Below are 23,768 nucleotides of genomic sequence, written 5' to 3' on the forward strand. Positions count from 1 at the left end.
ATGAGAGGCGTGACGGTCGACAATGTTGACGACTATCTAGAATCGGTTCCCTCGGATGCGGCCCGCTCGGCGCTTGAGGGCCTTCGTTCCGTGATTCGAGCGGAAATTCCCGACGCAGAGGAGGTTATCAGCTACGGAATGCCGATGTACAAGCACCACGGAATGGTGGTCGGCTTTGCCGCGTTCAAGAAGCACTGCTCGCTCTTCCCTGGGCACACCGTGGCTGATTTCTCGAAGCAATTGGAAGGATACAAGCTGTCAAAGGGGACGATTCAATTCGACCCGGCTAGCCCTTTGCCAGAGCCGTTGGTCCGCGCGATTGTCCGCGCTCGCTACGACGAAAACGAGCAGATTGCGCGCGAGAAAGGTAAGAAGAAGAAATGAATCTGGAAGGAATGACGACGCTGATCGAGGTGTTTGACATCGACCGGTCGATTGAGTTCTACCGATCGGCGCTCGGCTTTGAGGTGCATCAGCAAGCTGGAAATGACAAGGGCCTTGGCTGGGCTTGGTTGAAGGGTAACGGGCTTGATCTGATGCTGAACACGATGTACAACCCCGGAGATGCGCCGGAAGCGCCGGACGCGACTCGGATCAAGTGGCATCGCGATTTGACGCTGTACATCGGTTGCTCTGACATTGACGCGGCCTACGGTCATCTGGTGGCTGTCGGCATCAAGGCCAACACTCCCGAAGTGGCTCCGTATGGCATGAAGCAATGCTATTTTTCGGATCCCGATGGGTACGGCATATGCCTTCAGTGGCCCGCCTAGCCGACTACGTCACGCAGTCGAAACGCCCATTTCCATGGCTCGACCGTGTCCTTGTGCCGACAATAGACGAAGCAATCCTTGCCGTTGGCAAGGTGCTTCTTGAGAACCTGCCCCCATACCATCAGTTGCTCGTCGGTGTATTCCAGCCTGCGCAGACGAGCGAAGAAATACGGCGCTGTGTCGAAGGTCTGGGCCTCTTCCTCATCGGTTTCGACCGAGGCAAACGCCGCGCCGCGCGACCTCAGCAGATCGGCGACTTCGGGCGTGTTCCATGACGAGTTTCGGAACTCGACCGCCCACCGGACACCAGTAAATGAATCCAAGAACTTCGAAAGCTTTTCATCGTCTCGCTTGAAGTTTGGTGGAAGCTGGAGGAGGATCGGACCGAGTTTGCCTGCCTTGTCCAGAGGTTTGAGCACATCGATGAACTCCTTTGCGATGTCGATAGCTTCGGGATTGAGGCGCTTGAAGTGGGTGACGTTCTGCACCATCTTGGGCGAAATGGTGAAGGTTGGCGGCGTACTGGTGATCCATTTGGCGACACTCGCCTCGCTCGGCATCCTCTGAAAGGTTCCATTGGCCTCTAGTGAGTTCAGTTGCTCGGCGTAAGCCGACAGGTAGTTCGCCTTCTTAACCGTTGGCGCGTAGAAGAGTCCCTCGCCTTGCCACTCCTTGTAGTCGTAGCCCGAAAGGCCGATGTGCAACTTCGCCATGTCCTGCCTATTGTACGCCTAGGGCTCCGACACGGCTTTCAAGTAATTCGTCGTGAGTGTTCGCGCCCAGTATCGCGGGACACCGAAGGTCTGAAGGTGAGCCACGACATCGTTCGACTTCTTGTCAACTGCGCCAAATTCGTCCAAGACTTGCTTCCAATGAGCCAACGGGTGGCCCGTCTTCTCGACGACTTGGGCGTCATCCACATTCCAATAATCGCTTCTCATGATTCGGCGGTTTACCTCAAGGATTGGATTTTCTGGTTAACAAGTAGCGGATGAGGTGGCCCAGACCAGCGTATCGGTACGAAGGATCGACGTACTTCTCGACAACATAGAACGCATAGTAGTACCACCGGCTCACCGCCCAAAGCGCAATTAGCAACAGTGCGGCATTCTGCCAGGACGGAATTTGGAGAAGGAGAGCACCTCCGGCGAGTACCACAATGACGAGGAACAGCCACCCTTTGACATGAATCCAAAGGGAGCTCCGAAGGTCGGAAAAGAGGCGCATTTACCGTCTAGACGTCGATTGACGCCATGCAGATCGCAGAATTCAGGTCCCATGCGTACTTGCCTGGACTACCTTCGAAGAGCATGACGACCGAATTTCCGCTTTGGTGAAGAGCGGGAAACCACATTGCGCCCCCATCTGGCGCACCTTTGGGGCCGCAACCAAAGACCGGATTCCCAGGATGAAACTCCCAGTCGGTCATATTCTTCGAACGGGCGAGCCCAAAATAGTCCGGCTCGTCGGCCAGGTAGGAACTCCCGCCGTACATCGCATAGATGGTTCCGTCCTCCATTCCTAACCGCACGGTGGCGATGGAGAGGCAATCCCAACTGTTGGCGGTTGGCCGCAAAACCGGGTGGTCGAGGATATCCATAAACGTGTAGCCGTCTTCGCTTTCGGCTAGATAGACCTGATAGTTGCCGTTCGCATCGGCTTTTTGGTAGACCATGCGGAGCTTGCCTTGGTATTCGAGAACGTCCGGGGCTCGACCCGTCATCACTCGACCGAATTTCTCAAAATGGACACCGTCTTCGCTGACCGCGAGACCGACGCTATCCTCTCCCGGACCAATGGCTGAATAGTAGAGAAACACTTTGCCCTGGAAAACCACGCTGGCCGGGTCCAGCGCATCGATACCGTCAAACTCGTCCGGCTCGCCGACGTCGACGACGGGTACGCCGTCGTTGAGGAGCTCGATCTCCAGTCCACTCGGATCGAAGCAACGCACTTCTGCAACCGCGATGCGGTCATGATCACCTTCTCGACCGGGCATCGGTCCATTGCCCCGGTAGTACAGGAGCAGGCGTCCGTTGAAGTTGAGGAAGTCGGGATTAGCGGTCCAAACCGACTGCCATCCGTCGCCGCTGGGCGGCAGAATCGGTTCCTCGCCGTGAGTCCAGGCAAGGCAGTTCTGGCGGTGGTCAGACGAGAAGCGGTTCCAGAGCTCGGCGTACAAAGTCGTCCAAGGATACTTGAATTAGGCCTTCAGCTTGTCCTTGAACCACTGCACTAGGCGCGGGAATCCGCCCAAGAGCGTTTTCGCGTCATGGCCCCCGCCTTCGATGACGATCAGCGTGTGGTCAACACCGACTTTGCCGAGAGCTTCGTCCATCAGTTTGGACTGCTGAATCGGGACCAGGTCGTCCTTGTCGCCATGGATAATCAGCGTTGGCGGGAACTTGGCCGAAACGTATTGGATCGGCGACATCAGCTTGCCAATCGCCATCACCTTGTCTTTTGGCGTGTCCTTGGTTACCCCGAAAGCGGGCATAAAGACCGCCATCTTTTGCTCCTCAAAAGGCATGTAGTCCGGCTTGCCCCAGTTCAGAAAGTCGGTTGGCGGCATGAAAACTCCCACTGCATTGACGGTGCAAGGTTCCTTATCGACCGGGTCCTTGGCGTTCGGGTCGCCCGCATCGCCAATTCCTCCGATCATCAGCGAAAGGTGACCACCAGCGCTACCACCCGAGATTCCAATTCGGTTCGGATCGATGCCAAAGCGAGTGGCGTTGGCGTGAACATAGCGCACGGCCCGCTTGATCATCGGAACGATGTCGTTTAGGTTGTACCGCGGCTGAGCGCCGTGCACCACCTCGACGACGGTCATGCCCTGGTCGTTAAAGGCTTTGGCCAGGATCGGATTGATGTCTTTATGGTCGGAAACCCAGCCACCACTGCAAAGCCAGATGACGCAGGGCGCATTCGGCTTGGCCACCTTGAAGACATCGAGCGTGAACGCGGCCCCGCCGCTCTTCATGTAAATCTGGTCGGTCAGACGTTCCTGGGCGTAGGAGACGATGCTTGCACATGCGAAAAGGATGGCGAGCGCCACGCGTTTCATGTTGCTAGCTTAGCATGTACCGTCTTTCGCACCAGCCAATGATGCTTGCCGATCTGTCGGATTCGTTCGAAGCCTTGGCGTTCGAAGGTGGAAAGGGAAGAGTTGTAGAGGAAGGCCCCCGCCGTCTTTCGTCCTTCGACGTTCTCGGGATAGCTCTCGACCACTCCTCCACCTGCCTCGGCAATGAGATCGAGGGCGCCCGCCAGGGCGACGGCGCTGACGCCTTTGCTTCGGTATTGTTTGTCGACAAAGAAGCAGGTGATGCGCCAGTTGGGAGCATCCATCGGCTCGCTTTCGATTTTCTTCCGGTGCTTGATACGGGGCAGGCTTGCGGCGGGTCCGAACTGGCACCATCCAATCGCAAGATCGCCATCGTACACAAGGGATGCGTGCGTTTTGCCCTCGCGAACCATCGTTTCCTTGATCGAGCGGTTGCCGTCGTAGCTCCCCGTACCTCTTTGATGAAAACCGATGCACCAGCATCCGCCCCACACGCCGTTATGTCGCTCGACCAGTGAGGCGAAGTCGGGCCAAGTAGAGGAATCCAAGGGTTTGACGGTGTATTCTGGCACTGGTGTGGCGACAGGCTACCACAAGGAATCGATGACTTTAGAGTTCGAAGCGGAGGCGATTTGGTGGCGCGGTCCCGCGCCGTTCGTCTTCCTGCCTATACCGGCCAAGGAGTCCGCCGAGATCAAGTCGATCTCCTCGCAGGTGACCTATGGCTGGGGGTGCATTCCTGTCACGGTGACCATCGGTGAGACCGAGTACACAACGTCGCTGTTTCCCAAAGACGGCATCTATCTGGTGCCCGTCAAGGTCGTCGTCCAGAAAGCCGAAGGCGTGAAAGTCGGCGATGTCGTCGTCGCCACTGTCGAGGTGTGAGGTGCTGGAACAGCGTACGCAGGCGGTGTGGCAGTTGGCCAAGGAACTGGTGGGATCGGTCCGAGAGGTGGTGCATCAGCCTTATGGTCACGCGGGTCTGACCTTCGAGGTTCGCGCTGATAGTGGCGACTTCATCCTGAAAACCCGCACGGAGGTTGGCGCTTTCGACCACACGGAGCACCACATCGACGTCCTTCGGGCCTCGGATATCCCGGTTCCGACGGTGCTGAAACGAGGGAGGACCGATGATTTCGACTACCTTCTGCTCGCCAAGATTCCTGGTCGTGATCTGGGGCATGTCTTGGGCGAGATGTCGTCAGAGCAGATGTCGGGGCTTGCCGCTCAGATCGTCGACATCGAAAGGAAAGCGACCTCGTTACCGAACGGTGAAGGATTCGGCTGGACCCCGATGAAGATTCCGGGACTCTTCGCGAGTTGGACGGACGTGATCGAGCGCGACTCGAAGGGCTGTCCAGACTTCGTTCTTGCCGAAGTGGCGCGTTGGAAGCCCTATTTCGACGAAGTCCAGCCAACTTGCTTTCTGGACGACCTGACGGTTAAGAACGTGATCATCGAAGACGGTGAACTGCAAGGAATCGTGGACCTCGACGAGGTCTGCTACGGGGACGCGCTGTACTGGCTGAGCCTGGCCGAGACGACGGTGGTGCTGGACATCGGTCCGCAGGCATCGTTTTACGGGAGTGAACTGCGCCGTCTTTGGGGCTTGAGCGAAGACGAGCATGCCGTCTGCGACCTGTACTGCGTGATCCATTCCTGGAGCTTCATGAATAGGGGGCTTGGCGGTTTCGTACTTGAAGAGTGGGCTAAGGACCGATTTGCCTTGCTGAAGAATTAATACTATACATATGTCTGGTTATTTGTGATAGAATGCCCGCATGGCAAGTGTCGATTTATTGTGGAAAGCGCTGGACTCGGCGATCTGGGAAATGAGTGAAGCCTTCAAAGGGTTGAAGGACGAAGATGTATGGACCCGGCCCGATCCGAGGCTCTTGAGCGTCGGTGAGCTGGCGGCGCATACGGCTTATTGGGAGGCGATGTCCTTCATCGGTAAAGACTTTGAGAGCCCGCTTTCGGTGCAGGTTGCGCGCTACTACACCGCCAACGAACCGGAACCGTTTTCCCTACCGATGAGCGCGGAAGCGGTTTACGAGGAAGTGAAGCGGGTCCATGAGGCTTGCAAAGCGGCGTTTGCCGCCGAGCCACACGAGTTTGACGATCCAAGCCTGCACCGCGAGGGTTGGACTTACGGCTATGTGCTGATCTATCAGGGCTTCCACGTGGCGTACCACACCGGTCAGATGTACTCGGTCAGACACCTCATGGGGCACGAGACGGCGGACAACTAGCGACGGCGGCGAAGCTTTGCATAAAGGCCGATGACGCCGCAGGTGATGGTCACGATCGCACCGGGCTCGGGAACGGTTGTAACGCCCACGCTATAGTCGGCGCCCTGCTGAATCCAGTCGCCAAGCTCCGTGCCGGTGGCAAAAGCGCTACCATCCAAAATTGAATTCTGGGGTGCTGGATTTGGGTCGTTAGCGGGGCCGTTGTCCGCCCCCAGCGTCTTCGCGAGAAACGACGTCCATTGGGCGGGAGGATTGGCGCCTTCGTTGTTTTGGAGCCCCAACCAGTACGTGCCGGGAGCTAGGTCGAAGTCGACGGTGCCGCCGAGTTGGATTTCTCGATAGGCCGTGTTCTGGGTGGATCGGCCGGTGCCAATCTGCTGAAGGTTGGAGACGAATCCACTCTTCAGTAGCGTTCCTCCGTGTCCAGCCGAGACGCCGGTTCGGATTTCGTACCGTAAGCCAAGCGACGAACTGGTGTATTGCTGATAGATGAGGAAGTTGCCCCAAATCGAGGTCACATGTGAGCCTGTGACCTGAATGTCGTCGAAGACCATCATGTCGCTCAGGGTATCGGCTTGGGTAACGTTCGAATCTCCGCCGCGAAAGTCTCCGTTATACGAGACCTGGACTTGTGCGTTCGCGATACCCGTAGTGGAAATGAGAGCGAAGAGAAACAATGTGAGTTTTGGGCCAGTAAAGCGCATGATGGTTCCCCAATTGAAATCAGCGTGACTAGCTGGCATTATGCGCCCACCGCAGTTTATGTGCAAGGACTAAGGTCATATATTGGGACACGCTCTGATTTGTCGGACAGCAATGGGAGAAGCTAGAATGGGGCATGACCTCATCAAGCGGTTTTGACCCGGCCGCCTATAAAGCGACTACCCACAAACAATGGGACAGCGCCGCCGAAGCTTGGCATCGGTGGGGGCCGACGCTTGAGGAATGGCTGGGTGATGCGACTGAGATGATGCTTGACCTAGCGGCGGTCGGTATCGCTAGCCGGGTGCTGGACGTCGCCGCTGGGGCTGGCGGACAGACCATCGCTGCCGCGCAAAGGGTCGGATCGACGGGATCGGTTTTGGCCACCGACATTAGCCTGGAAATCTTGCACTACGCTCAGTCTTCGGCAAGAGAAGTGGGTCTCGATAACGTGGAAATATTCCAAGCGGACGGCGAAACGCTCTCATTTCCGCCAGATTTCGACGCCGCGATTTCGCGGGTTGGACTGATCTATTTTCCCGATCAAGTCAAAGCCCTCTTGGGTATTCGTAGTAGTCTGCGACCGGGAGGCAAGTTTGCCACTGTCACGTATTCGACCGCCGATATGAATGAGTTCTTCTCAGTACCGATTGGTATTGTCCGGCGTCGGGCCAACCTTCCCGCACCTTTGCCCGGCCAACCTGGCCCGTTTAGTCTGGGGCAGGACGGGACGTTGGCAGATGTTCTGAAACGGGCCGGATACTCGAATATCGAAGTGCGCAAAGTTAGTGCGCCGGTACGAATGGCGACGGCCGCCGACTACTTGCGGTTTGCGCGAGAGTCGTTTGGGGCTCTGCACCAGATGCTGGCATCGCTTTCGGAGGCGGAACAGGCTGACACCTGGCAAGAGATCGAGGATGCCATGGAGGTATACGAAGGTCCGGCGGGTTTCGTCGGACCTTGCGAACTGTTGGTGGGTGCGGGAATGAATCCGTAAGCGTTCTATTTACTACCGATCGCGCCGGTCTTCGCGCCGCCATCGCGTTGGTAGTTGGCCATGATTACGCCTTTCGTCGTGACTGTACTCTCGGTTAACACGAAGGAGGCGGGGACTGCACCGTCGGCGAATAGCTTCTTTCCGGACCCCAGGACTTGGGGGTAGAACTTGAGCCAAAGCTCGTCGACCAAGTCGTGGCTGAGGAGGAGCTGGACAAGTTGAGCGCTGCCCCAAACCTGGAGGTCTCTCCCCTCGGTCGCCTTGATTCGCTCGATCTCGGCCACGCTACCGATGAATTCGGTTTTGTTCCAGTCCGAGCTGTCGCGGGTCGAGGAGTAGACGTACTTCGTGCCTTCGTTGATCGCAGGCCAAAAGTCACCGGCGTTGGTCGGCCAGTAGGGCTCCCAAATTTCAAACGTCTTTCGGCCCAAAAGGTAGTCGGCAGGCTGAAGCTGTCGCTTGAGGGCTTCCAATCCGACCTTGTCGCCGAACGGCGCGGCCCATCCACCAAACTCAAAATTGCCAGATTGGTCTTCTTCCGGTCCGCCCGGGGCTTGCATCACCCCGTCCAGTGTGATCATTTCTGCGACGATTATCTTTCTCATTTTCAATTCGTTTCCTTTCAGTTTGCCGGGGTTGGGCTATCCATTCCCGTTCGTTACTTCCTCAACGAACGGGAAGTATGGGAACAGACAAGAAGGGCAATTATTTATGAGTGAATGAGTCTCCACTGGCCTTCGGAGATGACTTCTACCGAGCCATCGACCACCATGAACGCTGTATCGTCATCCACGGTATAGGCCGGACACGATAGCTTGGCGGCCCACTTTTCGGCGTTGGCCATGTGGTTATGTGGCAATCCTGGATTGTCGAGATGGGGGAAGATGGCAAAATCGACGATGCCGAGCGTCGTGTCGTCTTCGTCGCCAGAGGGCGGAGTCCAACCAACGAATTCCTCGCCAATTCTCGGCGCCATGATCATGCTTCCAGCGCTGAGCCCAACCCAAACCGTGTTTTCGAGCGTAGGTAGAAGGTCGGCCATGCCGGACTGCCGCATCCAGTAGTAGAGGTATAGCGGATCGCCGCCGTTGACGAGAATCACGTCGGTCTCGCGCACGGTTGGTACCCAAATGTCTTCTTTCAGACTCGGGAGCGCGGTCAATTCAAGTACTCCCATCGATTTCCAGCCAAGCTCACACATTGGGCATTGGGGTTCGTTGCCACTGATGAAATTCCAAGCCCGCCCGAGTCCGCCTGGGTTGGCATAGCCGGAGGTCGGAATGCAAAGAGCGCTACATTCATCGATGGGCTTTTCCAGCAGGTCCAACAAGGCTCGGTTGATGCTTGGGTTTTTGATACCCGCGGAGGTAAGGAGCATTTTCATGGCGGCTGGCTGGGAGTTTAACCGATCTTCGTCACCGAAGAACGAGCGTTCGTATTCGAACGTAAACGTCGAACGGACTCAATGTTTCGTTGCCGCTAGACTGGGTTGTCCCAAGCAAGCGTCGAGTTGCGGGCAAGATGGTGTATTGCCTGGATCTGTAGATGGCCTCGGTCATGGTGGCCAAGCGATCGGCTTCGTCGGATGAGAAAGCAATGCGAATGGCCGCCACCAGGACTGGAAGGATGCCTAGTTGAGTAGCAAGATTGCGTTCGGCCATGGCACCGTGAACCGCAGATAGAAGAGCCGCTCTTGCTTGGCGAATATCGCTGCTGGCCGAAATAAGGGCGAAGATGCCTTTGCCCATCGAATCGAAGCTGATCATGCCGTTGGCTCCGCAGAACTGAGACCAATCGTCGATGAGTTCCTTGGCTCGTCGATGGTCTCCTGTCATCCACGCAATGAGGGCGTGGTTAGACTTGGCAAAACCAAGACTAAGCAAAGCGTTTGGTTCACTCGCTTCAGTCAAGCCTGTGAGCGCCTCAGTCATTTCGGCGTCGGCTTTGTCTAGCTTCAATTGTCTCATGTGAAGCACGGCGAGATTGGCTTTGGAGACGGCCCCGAAGTAGGGTTGCTTTCCTTCGTCGGCCGCTGAAATGGCCTCTTGGAGATGAGACTCCGCCAGATCTGCGTTTCCCTGCATCTGCTCGGCGATCGCCAAGAAATTCAGTGCCGGAATCCGATCCGATGGTTCGGAATGGTCGAGCAGGTCCCTCGCCAAGTCGATAGAGAGCTGACACTCAAGGTCCTGTGCGTAAATCTGCAAAAGGCGCTTGGCCACTCCGCGACGATCTGGCGACCAACCGTTGGTTTCACGCATCACCCTTTCGATCAGCGTTCGTAGATCGGGTCCCGATGTGGCGATCGACCAATTCAACTTGGAAGTGGAGAGCAGCGGCAGGACTCGTTCGGCGTCCTCCTCGACCAGCATGTCCAGAATCTGCCAGACAAGGTCTTTCTGGGCGGTTGTCGCTTTGGTTCCACGGGCTTGATAGCGCCCGGAAACCACGGTGTCGGCTAACTGTCGCAATCCTGGCGACGGCTTCAATCCGAGCTCAGAAATCATCCGCTTGGAGTATCGGGCGTATTCAATTTGGGCCTCGGAAAGTCGCCCCAATGCACCGAATGCCTGTAACTTCAACCGAACGCCGTCTTCGTCGTAGGGGTCAGCTTCTGAGAGCCTCTGCGCGTGCTCCAGGGCCGAAGTCCAGTCGCCAAGCGTGGCACAGGTTTCGGCTAGCTGGCGCAAAGCCGCCGTCTGTCGTCGACCGTGATAATCGCGGTATCGATCGATCCACTCCGAATTCCACCCACGTAAGAGCGGGTCTCGTAAGGCGTCGTTGAGCGCGTAGAGGGCAATTAACTGGTGGTCCCGCCCCTCGGCGGACTGTGCGCGCCCCTCAAGCATGTCGATATCCTCCCAATCCGATTTCGCGTCGGAACTGAGCGAAATCATCTCGCCTTCCTGCAGGAGGATGTTTGCATCACCGATGGCTTGGCGAGCGTACGAAAGCGCGGGCCGAAGATTGGCAAGTCGCGAGGAACGGTCGGCGTCCGGCCAAATATCGAAAGCAAGTTCCTCGCGCAGCATTCGGCGCGACTCTCGCAGGACTAAAAGAGCGATGACTTCGCTGGCTCGATTGGTGCGAAAACGAGCGGGATCCCCGTCGGCCCGGAAAACGGAAAAGTCGCCTAGAACATTGATGCGGATTGGGCCGGACAATCTTCGACCAGTTTATCCCACACCTTGCTCTCATAGGGTGAAGCCCTGATAACGCGTTGATAACGGCAGGTGGTCACCATTGAGTTGCCCGGCTAACCGACGGGAAGGTACCGAAGAAGATGAAACACACCGCCTCTCGAAAAATGACACGCCGCGACTTCAATTTGAAAGCGATGACGCTCGTAGGCGGGTCGGGGCTCGTGCTGAGCGGTTGCGGCGGTTTCCTCTTTGGAAGCAGCGGATCGGCGAACAATATGGCGACGGTTGCTGGGCAAGTGGCCCTACCGTCGGGGGTCGATCTGACTAGTCTGCAAGTCGTGGGTGGTGGTGGCTTTGGTACCTTGACTGCTTCGTCTTTCTCGGTTAACGTCCAGACTCAGATTCCCAGTTTGACGATGATTTGGGATTCGGTCGGTCAGCGCATCCTGTTGATGGGCATCATCGATTCGGGTTCGGCCAACAAGCGTCTGGATGCGGCGAGCACGGCGGCGGCTTTGATGTTCCTTGGAGTGGGCGGAATTGAGTTGAATACGGACGACCGAAGGTCGCTAATGGAGCGGATACTAGCGAGCCCCGAACTCGCCACTCTTACGACGGTTCTGGAGAACGAACTGGCAAGCGACCCGTTTGCGGTTGCTAACGCTCCTCAAACCTTGAAGGATGCAATCAAGACTGCCGTTGACAGCTTTAGCGGTGGGGCATCCAACTCGGCGGTGCGGGCCGGCGAAAGGAGAGCAGGGAAGCTATCGCAGAGCACTCAGGCAGACACGACCTTGCTACTGCTCCAACCTGGAAGCGAAGTGGATGGGCTGACTTTCGTTCAAACTTCGAGCCCGCTTGGCTATCAAGTGCAGAACACGAAGCGGAGGTTTGGCCGAGTGCTGACCTACGTCACCGGTCACGTCGATGAGAACGACGTGGAGACGGCAGAAACTCCGCCGAGCATCGTGGGTTCGCCACTGGATATTCCACTAACGGTCGGGTTGCTGAATTCCTCCGGCCAGGGATGGTCACAAGTCACGTCGAGTTCCGTTCCGCTCAAGATCATTGGTCAGGACAAGCAGACTAAGTATGAGATGATTGCCCTCAGCCCGGTCTTTGGCGCATCGACGCCGCCGATTTACTCAGACACGAGGTATGCGGGCGAGATCGAGAAGTGGAAGGACGAATGCGGCCAATTGCGACAGTCGGTGATGCTGGGCGGCTTCATGGAGGTTGTGCTTGAGATTCTTGGCTTGGGCGGCGCGGCGATGTCGTATTCCGCCGTTCAAGGGGCGATCGCCGGATTGCTCACCTCCACCCAAGTCATTCGCAGTGCCATGTCTGCCGCCTACCTTGGCAACGTGTTCTATGGTCAGGTCATTGGAGAACTGGCGTCGAAAATGACCTTTGAAGAGATCTTTTACGCCGAGCTTCCGCTGTTGGAAACCTTGACCCTGAAAATCAAAGGCGACCTCGCCGCGAATGCCGTTCGCAACGCATTCTTGGGTCCACGGCTGGTTGTTGCTCGGGCGGCGTTGGTGGCGTTGGTTGCGCTTGGAATTATCGAACTAGCCGATATCCTCGCCATTGCCAAGGACACGACCAGCGGCAACGAAGCAAATCTTTGGACCGGGTTGGTGTTCAAGCCGACGGTGTCGATTTCGGCCACGAGCGACACTTACACGCCGGGTGGGCAGGTCGTTCTCTCGGCTCACGCTCCGTCGACGGGAGCGACTCTTCTCTACCATTGGAAAGGTTCTGGTAGCAATCTCATGGTCTTGGATGACGGAGTCGTTTACGACAAGCTGGAGTTTGATAGCGACAAGAGCGTGGTAACGCTCTCGACGACCCCCTCGACGGTTGGCGACCTGACCGTTCAGTGCGAAGTATTCGATGTGAGCGGCGGCGGACGAGTGTCGCTGGGCAAGGCATCGAAGGTTTTGCCTCTCGATCCAGGAAATCACAACTTCACGCTCGACGTTGTGGAGGCGACGCGAACCTTCGCATCCGGCTATGTCGTGACGTTCAAGTACATCGCCATCGGGATTACCGTGGACGAAACGGGCGCGACTGGCCTGAAGATTTCGCATCCCAACCAAGTTCCGTGGACATTCAAGGGGTCGGCTTTCACTGGCCACTCGGGTGTGCTGGACATTTACAATCCTCAAGTGGACATCAATGGCGATCTGCAGATCAACGGCGTCTACGATCGATTCTTTGGCGAACAGCAAGGGGCCAATCTGGTTCGCATCGGGGCCAATAAGGCTTACTTCCCGGGATACTGGACACCTTACAACTGGAGAGTCGACGGTCAGAGCCAAGCCGAAGTCGATTCCAAGCTGGCGGCTCTTCAGACAGACATCGATGCGCTCGTGGCTCAGTTGCGAAGCGAAATTCAGGTGCAGAACCTGCCTGGCTACTAAGGGTTTGGGTCAGGCACTGGGTGCATCAAGGCCGAATTGAATCGCTGCTTGGAGGACGTCGAGGTCGATGTCCTTGAGCGATTTGAACTTGATGCAGTACCCGGTGACCTTCGCCTTGCCCAAGGCTTCTCCGTAGGTGTTGGCAAGGTACGTCTTGTCTTCGAGACCAAGGATGTAGACCGAGATTCCGGCGGTGTTGGCGCTAAGGCCAATGCGATAGAACTCCTTGCTCGACCCGTCCGCGTACTTGATGGTGTAACAGCCGTATCCGATGTTGGGGTTGGCCACGACCTTTCCGTCGGCGTCCTTTCCGTCTGTAAACCAAAGCTGACGACCGGCGGACAATTTGAGAACCAATTCGTGGAGGGTTCGCAATTCCGTCTGTTTGGGCTCCGGCTGGCTACTGATGTAGCCTTCGATTTGTTCTTCTGTGCTCATTTTCGTGGCATCAGTCGAGTGACTTTGGCCAGGTTACCTTTGTGAGTCCAGGGGCAGAAACCAGGGGCCACATCAAAAGATTTGCAAATCCGTCTCTTATCGAGAAACCGTGGTCAAGGAGCTTGCTTAATCCATGCAGGTGGCCCGGCTTCCCATTTATTATCTGCGATTAGACGCTGGCCACTTCTGTCCGGACGAACCCGATAGACGTCGGCAGAGCATGTCCTTTCCGACGTGAAGGGGCCCCATCTACCTTCTTGAGGCAACAATGGCGAATAGTCGAGGGTAGTTTGGTCAGGTGAGGCCCCTGATACGTTCCATCTCCATTCGCCACAAACTACTGTGAGCGAGATGGACTAGCGTCGACGCTGAACCACATATCGTTCTTCAAGCTCCTGTTGTTCGGTGCCGAACGATGGGGTGCCGTTACTAAAACAGGCATCAAAATAAGCGTCATATTGGTGCGAATACTGCCAATTCGTACAACAGGAATGCGCTTATAATTTCTCGAATGCACTTGGTTCTGTGTGCTTCGGTGACTGATCGCTGTACCCACAAATCAGCATTCTCGATTGCCTTTAGGCCTGAAGTTAATGGACTTACGAATTCGGATATGTCGTCCAGCCTCTTCTTCTTCTGCGATACGAGAAGTGTGAGCCTGCAGTAAATCGCTTCTCGTGATAATGCCAATTACAATATCGGGATGTTGTTGGGAAACAACGGGCAATCTCCCTACGTTACACCTCACCATCAAGTCCGCCGCCTCTCGTAACGTATTGTCATCAAAAGCCCTTATCGGTAGTTGCTTGATAAGAGAGCCCGCAGTTGCCTCATTTGGCACTAAAGGGTCGAAAATCTCCTTTCGAGTGATTACACCGGCAAGCCTCCCCTCGGAGTTGATGACTGGGTAACCGTGGTGTCCTTTTGAACCGTGCGAAAACGATGTTTCCGTTCTTACTTTCCCAATTAAATCCGTGTCATTTATGCAAGTCACAGCCTTAACGCCGCACGAGGCAACAAGCTGTCGGGACAAATAGTCTGCCTCATAATCACTCGGGACGACAACACCCCGTCGAACGATCTTTTCAGTCATGATGGTATTGCGCATCATAGTCAGAGAGACCAGATATGCGATTGTGCAGCTACCGAGCAATGGGAAGATGCCAACGGGCTGTAGCGTAGCTTCAAATGCGAAAATTACAGACGTCAGCATGGCACGTGAAGCGCCTGTGAACATTGCCGCCATCCCTACTAGTGCGCAAAGCCGTATGTCGGTTCCAACGGCTGGAACGTATGTCTGAAACGTTAGCCCTAGCAATGCCCCAATTCCTCCACCAATTGTAAAGAGCGGCGCAAGCGTTCCTCCGGAAGTTCCACTCCCTAGGGCGATGAGCCATGATGCCAATTTGGTAAACGTCAGTAAAACCAGGGCTCCGCCCACGATCTTTCCGCCAAGTAGCGAAACAATGTTGTCATAACCGACGCCTAGGGTTGATGGAGAAGCTAGCCCTATAAGACCCACGGCGACTCCCCCAATTGCTGGCCACCACATCCAATGTATCGGAAGGCGCTCAAAGATATCCTCGATGGCATAGACGAGTTTCGTGACAACCACTGCCACAAGTCCGATAACTGCACCAATTACCAGATAAGCGATTAATGCTTCTTTGCTTGGCACTTGTACGTTCGGCATGGCAAATACTGGACCTGAATGGAAGAGGAGTGACCTTGCCCCAGCTGCAACTGCGCAGGCTAGGGCTATTGGCGCAAGCGACCGTGATCGAAACTCAAAGAGGAGAAGCTCTATAGCCAATACCACAGCCGAAATAGGCGTCCCGAAAATCGCCGTCATGCCGGAAGCAGCACCTGCAGCCAGCAATACTTTTCGTTCTGATCCGGTTGTTCTTAATATTTGGCCCAGTAGTGACCCAAGTGCTCCTCCCGTCGCAATAATCGGACCTTCTGCTCCAAACGGGCCTCCCGTTCCTATGGCGATGGCGGATGACAGGGGCTTGAGGATCGTGACCCGCGGAGGAATGCGACTACAGTTCGTAAGCACTTGCTCCATCGCCTCAGGAATACCATGACCACGGATGGCCGCCGACCCATATCGAGCCAAAAACCCCACGATGAGTCCTCCAAGCGGCGGGGCAAGGACAAACCATAGCGGACTTAGAGCCTGGGAAGGTGTTGCATCGGCAACTGAAAAATGGTGAAGAAATACAAGGTTCGTAACAAAGTTGATGAGGAGCACCAATAGCTTCGCCACAACCACCGTCAATAGGGAAATCAGAACGGCAATTGAACATAGAAAGACGACACGGTCCTGAGAGGTACGGGACTCTTCTTTGGTCACATTGGGTCGAGGATCTTTGTGATCGGGGCTCAGGTCTTTTTGAACGTCCACTCCTTCTAATATATCCTAATGGGATATATTAGAAGGAGTCCTATGCCCCTCGATAAGAATGGCTATGAAACTTTGCTTCAACTCCGGTCTGCAATCCGGAAGTACATCCGCTTCGTCGACGAAGGCGCTCATGCCGTTGGCATTACGCCTCAGCAACACCAACTATTGCTCGCCATCAAGGGGCAACAGAGGAGAGATTGGGCGACGGTATCGGAAATTGCGGACGAACTGCAACTGAAACACAATTCTGCTGTTGGCCTGGCGAATAGATGTCAGACTGCTGGGCTGATCCGAAAAGAAGCTTCAATGCAAGATCGCAGGTATGTCCGGCTATTTCTTACAGCGAGAGGCGAAAGCCTTCTAGAAGAACTGACTTTGCGAAACCTTGAACAACTTCATCTCCTGAAAAATGCCTTTACTTTCGTCATCAAATGAACCTCTCTAGGGCACAAACAACCTCTAGACTTCCGGCTCACAACGAAACCGTTCCAAGTGCTTGCTTAGTCAACCTGAAGACGGTGAGAAAGCTGTGCGACATGATGTACTATTGCATCTGGCTCGCTACGGCTTTGAACCTACGGAATATAGCCTTTTGAGCCAAGTAGGCATGTTGGCTGCTTCACTTTGTTTGCGCTACCTCGCTAGCGAACCCCAAGTACCGGTGCGATTGGCAAGTTCTCACCCAGCGGCTATGCAAAAATGCAAAAGACATCCTTAAGGGATGCCTTTCACATTTTGGTACTCCGGACGGGATTCGAATGCCGATACTCGGCACGTCGCAGGCTCCGCCCGCAGGCAGAGTTCTCACCAGCCCAATCTCCAAACCAAAAACCCCTACGCCAAAGAGCGTAAGGGTTTTCAGTTTGGTACTCCGGACGGGATTCGAACCCGCGATCTTCGCCGTGAGAGGGCGATGTCCTGAACCGCTAGACGACCGGAGCAAGCGAGACATAAAGATACCCGATTCGGTTAGAATTCGGAGATCAATGCTCTTTCGAAAAAGAACCGATCCAAATGTGGTCCTCAAATCTATTCAAGCCCTAAGTCCGCGCGATCAATTCGATCGCAAGGAGCTTTGCGAAAAAGCTCTCAAAGGCTTAGGATTTCAGGTGAACCCACGGCTTCCCGCTATCGAAAGCGAAGGTGAGGTTCGAATCCGATCTAGTGATGAACTCTACAAACGGATGATCGCCTTATTCTTGGTGACTGGAAGTGCCCACCATCCGGATGGGCCATTCTTCAGAGAGTATGTTGATGAACACAGAATTGTCGATTGGTTGTCCAAAAGGGAGCAAGAGTTTTTCTACAACGACGACCGCAAAGAAAGGGACATTGTCAACTTTACTTGGGGGACCGAAGCCTTCATCTTGCTATCGTGGTGTGGTGGACTGATCGACACCCTCACTTTTCCTCAACGGCAGTCCTCGATTGAACCGATTGCAGACCTATTACCGCAAGAGATTGAAGAAGAGGGCGAGTTACAGTCGGCGTTGCGCGTGCGGAGTACAACGGAACTGCTAAACGTGTCCGACTTCTTATACCGTCTTCACTGGGCACTGCGAAGCCCTCCCAAGAAGGGGCAGGCTTTTGCGGATTGGGAAATCGTGATGGAATGGCATAAAGCGATCAACTGGATGACTTGCTACGATAACGAAGACGATTGGGATCAAGTTTCCACCGACACCTAAAGCTTCGTCCGGTACGTAATCGAGATTCGGCGTTTTCGCATCCGCCGCCCGCCGCCCTGCACCACGTCGCTTTGACGTTTGTAAATCTCATGGGTCCATTCAGTTCGGCTTGGACCCGACATCACCGCCACACTTCTTGGCTCTAGCCATTGCTCGAACTTTGCACTCGACTCGATATGGGCAAACTCCATTGGATAGCAGTCGAGAAGAGAAATGGTGACCACCTGACTTTCAGGATCGGGCATCTCGTCTACATGCGCGGCGATGCCTTGCCCTGGCTTGTACTCGTTGATCAGCACGTGGTCGGGCACCACCAGCACCAAGCCGAGATCGAACAGGCGTTGAGCGAAAGCCTTGAGGATCGGCGGCACCTCGCAATAATGCGAAGGATCTCGATACGATTGGCCGTAGAACTGTCGACGCCGTGCATAGCCACGGTCCCATGGCTGAGAATCGATCCACTGAACGACCTCCAATTCCTCAGCCTCGGACATAAAATCTGGCAGATACACCAACCCCTCCGGCGGCGCAACGACTTTTTCGTCAAAAGTGAATAGAGTCATAATGTAGACACTAGTCTACATTATATTAACCCGAATGAGAAGGCTAATCGACCGAAGCGACCACGCCGTGGTAGGTCGTTCCGTCGTTGGTCAGGTCAATGGGCGTATCGGAACTCTTGTCGGGAATGCCGCCAAAGATTGTTACCAAGCCGCCGATCGACGTGCCGGGCGGCGGCGGAACAAAGACGGTGTAGTAGCCGGAAATCGTAAAGGTCCCCGCACCAACGTTTAGTTTGCCAGTCACGGTTGCCCGCGCGATGATGGCCGCTGATGTGGTGCTCACCATCGCGCAATGGCCGGTCACGGTGCCGTCAGCGGCGATTTGAAAGTCGACAATGGTCGAGTTAGTAGAGCTTTGGGCCACCGTTCCGCTGTAGTTGCCGGTCGCGTTCGAGGCGAGCGATCCGCCTCCCCCGCCGCACCCGGCGGTAATGATCAAAGCGCCGACAAGAATCGCAAACCGGGAGACCATGATTACACTTTACGGGAGAATCCTCATCGGTTTGTATCGAAAGTCCCGGGCAAACTCGACTTGGTCGAAAGAATGGGGCCCAGTTGTGGCCACGCCGGGCGTCACCACATTCTCGCCCACCGGCCTGTCGCCAAGTTGGATGATTTGGATATAGGTTCCGCGGTCGCGGTAGAGCACAGGGTCAAGACCCGAACCGGGAGGAACCGGAATCGTCGATGCCACAAAGCCCTTGCCGGGAATGGTGTCCTCGGCTTTTTGGATAGCCGCTTCGATGACCTGCTTGGCCGTTCGTCCATTCAGATAGTTGAACTTTGTTTCACCTCTCAGGGCGCGAGCCATCACGTCCGGCTGGGCCACCAACGCAAAGTTGTCATTGCCAGCGAAGTTTCCGGTTGTCGGCAAGAACAGTTCGTTTCGAAGCGCAGAGATAAAGGCGTTGTAGACCAGCGCATCTTTCGAGCCCGCCATCATCGCGCCGTGGAATGTGTCAAACGCCTTTTCGTCCTGCAGGAACGGGCCAAACGTGTTCCAGGTCGAGCTATGCGTCGCCAAACGGATGACGGCTTGCTCGAGGTCCTGCGTGGTCTTCTTGCCGGATGGGGTTAGGAAGTCGACGAGGACATTGTTGCGAAACGCCTCTCCCCACGCCGGGGTGTCGAGGTTTGGCCACCAGGAAACCGGCTTGTTGTTCCAGTTGCACACCCAGCCGCGCTTGGGGTTCCAAACGTGCGGCATGTCGTCGAACGAGATCATGCCTTGCCATTCGGCATCCTTGGTCGCGGGCAAAGGGAACCGAGGGTCGTAGCCGTCGGCCCGCTTGGGCACCCAGCCGAGGTAGCGCCACCCGATATCGCCCGACTTGAGAGCGATGAAGCAGTTGAAGTTCATCGTCGCCCGCTTGGTGGTTTTGTCGAAATCGCTCTTGGTTTTGGTGTTCCAAAGTCCGGCAACCGCCTCGTAGGACTGAAGCTCGTGACCTTCGTACGCTCGCTTGCGGGCAAAGGCCGTGAACTTGTTCTTGACCTCGTAAACGATCGGCCCGTAGTCGGTGTCTTGGCGCACTACCTTCGAATTCGCTTCGCCTTTGACGGGAAGGTCGTACTCCGTGTTCACGATCTTCTTGTTCTTCCCATCGACGGTGTAACCCTGGTCACTGGTGCGGAGGACGTAGATGTCCTCGGTGTCGGCCACGCCAGTCGTGAGGCCCCAGGCCGCGTCGGGCGTCGCACCGATCAACACTCCCGGAATGCCGGGTACGTCCATACCCACGACGTCGAGGCCCGGTGCATGGATCGAGGTTTCATGGACGATGGACGGGATGGTGAAGCCCATCTGCGGACCGCTCAGCAAAAGCGCATTGCCGGTCGCCGACATCGATTTGTTGACGACGGCGCAGTAGCTGCCGGTTTTGAAGGGTGTTGCCAGCCGCTCCCACTCGCGCTTATTCTCTTCAAGCGACACCACTCGCACGCCAGGCAGAAGCTCGAAAATGCCAAGGTCAGGGAGCTTGGTGAGGTGCTTCAGCGTCTCGACCGCGGTCGGATTCGGGAAGGTCGGCGGCTTCTTGACCGGGTCGTCTTCGGGGTAGCAGGTCGGGATCGCTTTGGGATCGTTCTGCCAGGCGAAATCGTCGAAGACATCGAGAGCTTTCTTGCCGATTTTGGGCTGAAGCTCGAGGTACTTGAACATCGCAAAGTTTCGTAGTTCACCGGCTCCGCCGCGGCCAAAAAGCTGGACGAGGTTGATGGTGATGGCGGCGGAGTCGAGGACCGTCCAAGGCTCAGGCTTCAGGCCATTTTGTGCGTACTCCGGCGGCAGATCACCCTCTTTCAGGTACTTGTTCACGCCGTCCGAGTACGACTGAAACCACTGCTTGATGTTCTTTGGCAGTCGGTCGAACTGCGCTTGAATCTCTTTCGGCGTGTAGAACTGTTGAAACTGCTTCTTATCGGCCTCGAGGTACTGCTTGCCAAATGCCTCGCTGAGGCGGCTCCGAGAGCTACGGCGGCTCATCTCCATCTGCCACATCCGGTCCTGGGCGGTCGCGTAACCGGCCCACATCATCGCCTCGTCGACGGTTTTCGCGTGGATGATGGGGACGCCGTACCGGTCGCGTTCGAGAGGGCTTTGCCAGAGGGTCAGGCACGCGGCGATGGATGCAAGCATGCTGGTAGTTTAACTCAACACCAGGCTTCTGGCTTCAGCTTTCAGGCTTCAGAAACAAGAGAAATTGCCCTAGCGAAGCGAGCCCTTGCCCTAAGACGTGGCGGCCCCTATTCAGCCAGCATCTCTTCGTAAATCTCGATCAGACGTTTGACGTGATTCTCCATCGTCGGAGGATTGGCCCAGAATCGATCGTATGCGGCTCGGCTCATTCGATCCGCCGTCTCATCATCCAGAAGCCGCTTCATTTTGTCAGCAAGGTCATCCACATTGTGAGCTTGAAAGGCGAAGCCAGTTTCTCCTTCGACGATCTCATACTTCGTCGATGTACAGTCCGAGGCGATGACGGGAATCCCCCGTCCAAGAGCCTCGATCGGAGCCAGTGGATTAACTTCATACCAAATCGATGTGATCGCCATGGCGCGGGCGTTTTTCATTTCGGCCAAAACCTGGTCGCCGCTGAGCCATCCAAGGAAAGTGGCCTTGTCGTAACCGATGTCCTTGACTGCCTGCATCAATGGTCCGTCGCCGAGAATCCGCACCTCGGCGCCGATTTTCTTCGCCGCCTCGACAAAAATCCTCGGATCCTTCTCGATGGAAAGCCGTCCAGAGAAGACGATGGCTCGATTCTTGGTTACATCGACGCGAGGCTCATGGACCGCCTGAATCGGATAGTGCATCATGTGCAGCTTCGCTCCCTGAGGCAGGTATTGGCCGAAGGCGTCGACGCTCTTTTGGCTGAACACTCCGAAGTGCCGAACCTTGCCCGGCATGCCCGCTTTGCCTCGCTGCACTCGCCAACGATACACTTCTGCCCACTTCGGTAGGATCGTGCGAGTGTCCGTGCAGTGGGTGCAAAGGCATTTCACACTTCCCGGCGTCAGGGTGCAAATGCGGTTGGTCTGCTTGTTGAAGAACTGCCCTTGCGGACAGGCGACATGGTAATCGTGGAAGGACGATAGGAGGTGGGCTCCGCTATCGAGCGCGGCATTGACGACACTCGGCGAGATACCGGTCTTCCATAGGTGGGTGTGAACGATGGTCTGCTTCGGGTCGCCAAGCTTGATGATCTCGGTCAGCTTGTCGTACGCCTTTTGCAGATACGACATCTCGATCAGTCGCGGAATGTCCATCCGCGTCTTCGTCTCGCCGCAGTTATGGAACTGAATGCCCGGGACACTCGCAAAATAGGGGTCCACCTCGGCAAAGCCGGAGAAGAAGTGGACTTCGTGCCCGAGTTTGGCGAGCCCTTCGGCCTGCAGAAGAGCGCATTTAGTTGCGCCTCCGCTGACCACCGCGTTATCGTTGGCGATAATGATCCGCACTCGTTAGACCCCCAACTCTGCGCGCTTGTTTTCCCAGGTCCACGCGGTGCGTAGGATCGTTTCGAGATCGCTGTACTTCGGCGTCCAATCGAGCAGGGAATTGGCGAGTTCAGGATTGGCGTACAGCGCAGGTGGGTCTCCCGCGCGGCGCTCTTGGTACTGGACGGGGACCTCGCGGCCCGTCACTTTTGCCGCCATATCGATGACTTCCTGAACCGAGTAGCCCTTACCGGAGCCGAGGTTGACCTTCGTGCTTTCGCCCCCGTTGATGAGATATTCCAGAGCTTTGACGTGTCCGCTAGCCAGGTCCTTTACGTGAACATAGTCTCGAATAGCGGTTCCGTCGGGAGTTTCGTAGTCGGTGCCAAAGACGCCGATGTGCGGACGTTTGCCGAGGATGGCTTGAAGAATGATCGGGATAAGGTGGGTCTCAGGATCATGGACCTCACCGATTTCTCCATCGGGGTCGGCACCACTGGCGTTAAAGTAGCGAAGCGCTACATAAGAGAGGTCGTACGCGCCCGAGTACCAGTGAAGGATTCGCTCGCCCATGTACTTCGTGTCGCCATAGGGGGAGATCGGTGCCTGCGGGTGCTTTTCGTCGAGCGGAACATACTGCGGAACGCCGTAGGTGGCGCAACTGCTGGAGAAAATGACCTTCTTGACGCCGCTGTCGATGCACGCACCGAGGAGTTGATCCATGGCCGTTACGTTGTTCTTGATGTACTTTCGGGGATTGGCGACCGACTCGCCGACATAGGCGTTGGCCGCAAAGTGCAGGATGCTTCCGATCGCGTGCTTCTTCAGGACCCCCGACACGAAATCGTAGTCGCCAGCGTCGCCTTGCTCGATGGGGCCGAACTTGACGGCCCAATCGTGGCCTTCGGAGAGGTTGTCGAGGACGACTGGGTTAAATCCCGAGAGTTTAAGTTCTTTGCAGGTGTGGCTTCCGATATATCCTGCGCCGCCAACGACTAAAACGTTCTTGAAATCCATAACCGAGACCACGGTTAAGGTACCGCACATTTCAAGCCAGTGGCTCGACAGTGCGGGAGAACAGTGCAAGAGCAAGTTAAGATTTGGCAATATGGCCTAGAGCAGTGCGAGAAGGATTAGTTTCTCGCACTGCTTTCTAGCACTTGCTCTAAATTACGGAAGCGTCTTTCGCCCACCCATTAGGGGTTTGCCGCCTGCCGCGCGGTAGATCACGTAGCCGATGCCGCCCAGTATTGCGACTGGGATCAGCAAGCTCAGGACCATGTGCGTTGCGATCAGCACAAGCTTGTAGCCGACGTAGATCAAAAGAATGACTCCGATCAGCTTGAGGATATTTCGAGTTCCTTCAGACATTT

General features: G+C 55.8%; 27 protein-coding genes and 1 tRNA gene. 9 read left to right on the plus strand and 19 right to left on the minus strand.

Annotated elements, in window-relative coordinates; translation table 11 throughout:
- Together GC165_12410 and GC165_12415 are read left to right on the plus strand one after the other, a co-directional pair.
- A complete protein-coding gene (locus GC165_12410) occupies positions 1-384 on the plus strand; it encodes a hypothetical protein (protein MBI1333669.1) in 384 nt (127 codons plus the stop codon).
- The gene (locus tag GC165_12415) at positions 381-773 is read left to right on the plus strand and encodes a VOC family protein (protein MBI1333670.1); all 393 of its coding nucleotides are present in this window, start codon (positions 381-383) and stop codon (positions 771-773) included. The genes GC165_12410 and GC165_12415 overlap by 4 nt, the downstream gene beginning before the upstream one ends.
- Here the strand turns inward: GC165_12415 and GC165_12420 are convergent.
- From GC165_12420 to GC165_12445, 6 genes are read right to left on the minus strand one after another with little or no spacing between them, the layout of a single operon-like run.
- A complete protein-coding gene (locus tag GC165_12420) occupies positions 770-1,486 on the minus strand; it encodes a DUF72 domain-containing protein (protein ID MBI1333671.1) in 717 nt (238 codons plus the stop codon). The genes GC165_12415 and GC165_12420 overlap by 4 nt on opposite strands.
- 18 nt (positions 1,487-1,504) lie before the next feature.
- Positions 1,505-1,714: a hypothetical protein gene (locus GC165_12425; protein MBI1333672.1), complete on the minus strand. Its 210-nt coding sequence runs from the start codon at positions 1,712-1,714 to the stop codon at positions 1,505-1,507.
- Between the two features lie 16 nt (positions 1,715-1,730).
- On the minus strand, positions 1,731-2,000 hold the full coding sequence (locus GC165_12430) for a hypothetical protein (GenBank protein MBI1333673.1): 270 nt from the start codon (positions 1,998-2,000) through the stop codon (positions 1,731-1,733).
- A gap of 7 nt (positions 2,001-2,007) precedes the next feature.
- Entirely contained in the window at positions 2,008-2,955 is a 948-nt protein-coding gene (locus tag GC165_12435) for a hypothetical protein (GenBank protein ID MBI1333674.1), read from the minus strand.
- A gap of 21 nt (positions 2,956-2,976) precedes the next feature.
- Positions 2,977-3,840, minus strand: coding sequence for an alpha/beta hydrolase fold domain-containing protein (locus GC165_12440; GenBank protein ID MBI1333675.1), 864 nt, complete (start codon positions 3,838-3,840; stop codon positions 2,977-2,979).
- A complete protein-coding gene (locus GC165_12445; GenBank protein ID MBI1333676.1) occupies positions 3,837-4,412 on the minus strand; it encodes a GNAT family N-acetyltransferase in 576 nt (191 codons plus the stop codon). The genes GC165_12440 and GC165_12445 overlap by 4 nt, the downstream gene beginning before the upstream one ends.
- Before the next feature lie 31 nt (positions 4,413-4,443).
- Between GC165_12445 and GC165_12450 the strand changes: the two genes are divergently transcribed.
- Genes GC165_12450 through GC165_12460 form a run of 3 tightly spaced genes read left to right on the plus strand, consistent with a single transcriptional unit; the run spans position 4,444 to position 6,092 of the window.
- Positions 4,444-4,725 carry a DUF1905 domain-containing protein gene (locus GC165_12450; GenBank protein MBI1333677.1) on the plus strand — a complete coding sequence of 94 codons (282 nt, stop codon included), beginning with the start codon at positions 4,444-4,446 and terminating at the stop codon, positions 4,723-4,725.
- The gene (locus GC165_12455) at positions 4,697-5,581 is read left to right on the plus strand and encodes a phosphotransferase (GenBank protein MBI1333678.1); all 885 of its coding nucleotides are present in this window, start codon (positions 4,697-4,699) and stop codon (positions 5,579-5,581) included. Before GC165_12450 ends, GC165_12455 begins: the two co-directional genes overlap by 29 nt.
- A 40-nt stretch (positions 5,582-5,621) precedes the next feature.
- Positions 5,622-6,092, plus strand: a complete 471-nt coding sequence (locus GC165_12460) for a DUF664 domain-containing protein (GenBank protein MBI1333679.1) — start codon at positions 5,622-5,624, stop codon at positions 6,090-6,092.
- On the opposite strand, the gene GC165_12465 is transcribed toward GC165_12460, so the two are convergent.
- Entirely contained in the window at positions 6,089-6,835 is a 747-nt protein-coding gene (locus GC165_12465) for a hypothetical protein (protein ID MBI1333680.1), read from the minus strand. The genes GC165_12460 and GC165_12465 overlap by 4 nt on opposite strands.
- A 95-nt stretch (positions 6,836-6,930) precedes the next feature.
- On the opposite strand from GC165_12465, the gene GC165_12470 reads away from it, so the two are divergent.
- Entirely contained in the window at positions 6,931-7,791 is an 861-nt protein-coding gene (locus tag GC165_12470; GenBank protein ID MBI1333681.1) for a methyltransferase domain-containing protein, read from the plus strand.
- 5 nt (positions 7,792-7,796) lie between these two features.
- On the opposite strand, the gene GC165_12475 is transcribed toward GC165_12470, so the two are convergent.
- From GC165_12475 to GC165_12485, 3 genes are all read right to left on the minus strand, one after another.
- Complete coding sequence (locus GC165_12475; GenBank protein ID MBI1333682.1) at positions 7,797-8,396, minus strand: dihydrofolate reductase; 600 nt, start codon at positions 8,394-8,396, stop codon at positions 7,797-7,799.
- A 104-nt stretch (positions 8,397-8,500) separates the two neighbouring features.
- Positions 8,501-9,175, minus strand: coding sequence for a peptidase E (locus tag GC165_12480; protein MBI1333683.1), 675 nt, complete (start codon positions 9,173-9,175; stop codon positions 8,501-8,503).
- Positions 9,176-9,206: 31 nt separating this feature from the next.
- Entirely contained in the window at positions 9,207-10,955 is a 1,749-nt protein-coding gene (locus GC165_12485; GenBank protein MBI1333684.1) for a hypothetical protein, read from the minus strand.
- Positions 10,956-11,074: 119 nt separating this feature from the next.
- Here GC165_12485 and GC165_12490 point away from each other — a divergent pair, with 119 nt between their 5' ends.
- On the plus strand, positions 11,075-13,360 hold the full coding sequence (locus GC165_12490; protein ID MBI1333685.1) for a hypothetical protein: 2,286 nt from the start codon (positions 11,075-11,077) through the stop codon (positions 13,358-13,360).
- A 9-nt stretch (positions 13,361-13,369) separates the two neighbouring features.
- On the opposite strand, the gene GC165_12495 is transcribed toward GC165_12490, so the two are convergent.
- Together GC165_12495 and GC165_12500 are read right to left on the minus strand one after the other, a co-directional pair.
- Entirely contained in the window at positions 13,370-13,798 is a 429-nt protein-coding gene (locus tag GC165_12495) for a DUF1801 domain-containing protein (GenBank protein ID MBI1333686.1), read from the minus strand.
- Between the two features lie 559 nt (positions 13,799-14,357).
- Positions 14,358-16,154, minus strand: coding sequence for a CBS domain-containing protein (locus GC165_12500; GenBank protein MBI1333687.1), 1,797 nt, complete (start codon positions 16,152-16,154; stop codon positions 14,358-14,360).
- A gap of 69 nt (positions 16,155-16,223) precedes the next feature.
- Here GC165_12500 and GC165_12505 point away from each other — a divergent pair, with 69 nt between their 5' ends.
- The gene (locus tag GC165_12505) at positions 16,224-16,640 is read left to right on the plus strand and encodes a MarR family transcriptional regulator (GenBank protein MBI1333688.1); all 417 of its coding nucleotides are present in this window, start codon (positions 16,224-16,226) and stop codon (positions 16,638-16,640) included.
- 429 nt (positions 16,641-17,069) lie between these two features.
- Here GC165_12505 and GC165_12510 read toward each other — a convergent pair.
- Positions 17,070-17,146 (minus strand) — tRNA-Glu (locus GC165_12510).
- Positions 17,147-17,191: 45 nt separating this feature from the next.
- Between GC165_12510 and GC165_12515 the strand changes: the two genes are divergently transcribed.
- Positions 17,192-17,893, plus strand: a complete 702-nt coding sequence (locus GC165_12515) for a DUF4272 domain-containing protein (GenBank protein MBI1333689.1) — start codon at positions 17,192-17,194, stop codon at positions 17,891-17,893.
- On the opposite strand, the gene GC165_12520 is transcribed toward GC165_12515, so the two are convergent.
- The 6 genes from GC165_12520 to GC165_12545 form a co-directional block, all read right to left on the minus strand.
- Entirely contained in the window at positions 17,890-18,456 is a 567-nt protein-coding gene (locus tag GC165_12520) for a hypothetical protein (protein MBI1333690.1), read from the minus strand. The two genes, GC165_12515 and GC165_12520, sit on opposite strands and share 4 nt — an antisense overlap.
- A 43-nt stretch (positions 18,457-18,499) precedes the next feature.
- The gene (locus GC165_12525; protein MBI1333691.1) at positions 18,500-18,928 is read right to left on the minus strand and encodes a hypothetical protein; all 429 of its coding nucleotides are present in this window, start codon (positions 18,926-18,928) and stop codon (positions 18,500-18,502) included.
- A gap of 9 nt (positions 18,929-18,937) precedes the next feature.
- The gene (locus tag GC165_12530) at positions 18,938-21,094 is read right to left on the minus strand and encodes a hypothetical protein (GenBank protein MBI1333692.1); all 2,157 of its coding nucleotides are present in this window, start codon (positions 21,092-21,094) and stop codon (positions 18,938-18,940) included.
- 107 nt (positions 21,095-21,201) lie between these two features.
- Entirely contained in the window at positions 21,202-22,416 is a 1,215-nt protein-coding gene (locus GC165_12535; protein MBI1333693.1) for a glycosyltransferase, read from the minus strand.
- Between the two features lie 3 nt (positions 22,417-22,419).
- Positions 22,420-23,412: a UDP-glucose 4-epimerase GalE gene (gene galE, locus GC165_12540; GenBank protein ID MBI1333694.1), complete on the minus strand. Its 993-nt coding sequence runs from the start codon at positions 23,410-23,412 to the stop codon at positions 22,420-22,422.
- 153 nt (positions 23,413-23,565) lie between these two features.
- Positions 23,566-23,766 (minus strand): hypothetical protein, encoded by a 201-nt coding sequence (locus tag GC165_12545; protein ID MBI1333695.1) that lies wholly within the window; start codon positions 23,764-23,766, stop codon positions 23,566-23,568.
- Between the last annotated feature and the right edge of the window lie 2 nt (positions 23,767-23,768).

It is taken from the genome of Armatimonadota bacterium, assembly GCA_016125185.1.
GTDB lineage: Bacteria > Armatimonadota > Fimbriimonadia > Fimbriimonadales > Fimbriimonadaceae > Fimbriimonas.

Coding starts and splice junctions, on each gene's coding strand:
- GC165_12410 (MBI1333669.1), top strand. CDS start 1: ATGAGAGGCGTGACGGTCGACAATGTTGACGACTATCTAGAATCGGTT.
- GC165_12415 (MBI1333670.1), top strand. CDS start 381: ATGAATCTGGAAGGAATGACGACGCTGATCGAGGTGTTTGACATCGAC.
- GC165_12420 (MBI1333671.1), bottom strand. CDS start 1,486: ATGGCGAAGTTGCACATCGGCCTTTCGGGCTACGACTACAAGGAGTGG.
- GC165_12425 (MBI1333672.1), bottom strand. CDS start 1,714: ATGAGAAGCGATTATTGGAATGTGGATGACGCCCAAGTCGTCGAGAAG.
- GC165_12430 (MBI1333673.1), bottom strand. CDS start 2,000: ATGCGCCTCTTTTCCGACCTTCGGAGCTCCCTTTGGATTCATGTCAAA.
- GC165_12440 (MBI1333675.1), bottom strand. CDS start 3,840: ATGAAACGCGTGGCGCTCGCCATCCTTTTCGCATGTGCAAGCATCGTC.
- GC165_12450 (MBI1333677.1), top strand. CDS start 4,444: ATGACTTTAGAGTTCGAAGCGGAGGCGATTTGGTGGCGCGGTCCCGCG.
- GC165_12455 (MBI1333678.1), top strand. CDS start 4,697: ATGTCGTCGTCGCCACTGTCGAGGTGTGAGGTGCTGGAACAGCGTACG.
- GC165_12460 (MBI1333679.1), top strand. CDS start 5,622: ATGGCAAGTGTCGATTTATTGTGGAAAGCGCTGGACTCGGCGATCTGG.
- GC165_12465 (MBI1333680.1), bottom strand. CDS start 6,835: ATGCCAGCTAGTCACGCTGATTTCAATTGGGGAACCATCATGCGCTTT.
- GC165_12470 (MBI1333681.1), top strand. CDS start 6,931: ATGACCTCATCAAGCGGTTTTGACCCGGCCGCCTATAAAGCGACTACC.
- GC165_12475 (MBI1333682.1), bottom strand. CDS start 8,396: ATGAGAAAGATAATCGTCGCAGAAATGATCACACTGGACGGGGTGATG.
- GC165_12480 (MBI1333683.1), bottom strand. CDS start 9,175: ATGAAAATGCTCCTTACCTCCGCGGGTATCAAAAACCCAAGCATCAAC.
- GC165_12490 (MBI1333685.1), top strand. CDS start 11,075: ATGAAACACACCGCCTCTCGAAAAATGACACGCCGCGACTTCAATTTG.
- GC165_12495 (MBI1333686.1), bottom strand. CDS start 13,798: ATGAGCACAGAAGAACAAATCGAAGGCTACATCAGTAGCCAGCCGGAG.
- GC165_12505 (MBI1333688.1), top strand. CDS start 16,224: ATGGGATATATTAGAAGGAGTCCTATGCCCCTCGATAAGAATGGCTAT.
- GC165_12515 (MBI1333689.1), top strand. CDS start 17,192: ATGCTCTTTCGAAAAAGAACCGATCCAAATGTGGTCCTCAAATCTATT.
- GC165_12520 (MBI1333690.1), bottom strand. CDS start 18,456: ATGACTCTATTCACTTTTGACGAAAAAGTCGTTGCGCCGCCGGAGGGG.
- GC165_12525 (MBI1333691.1), bottom strand. CDS start 18,928: ATGGTCTCCCGGTTTGCGATTCTTGTCGGCGCTTTGATCATTACCGCC.
- GC165_12530 (MBI1333692.1), bottom strand. CDS start 21,094: ATGCTTGCATCCATCGCCGCGTGCCTGACCCTCTGGCAAAGCCCTCTC.
- galE (MBI1333694.1), bottom strand. CDS start 23,412: ATGGATTTCAAGAACGTTTTAGTCGTTGGCGGCGCAGGATATATCGGA.
- GC165_12545 (MBI1333695.1), bottom strand. CDS start 23,766: ATGTCTGAAGGAACTCGAAATATCCTCAAGCTGATCGGAGTCATTCTT.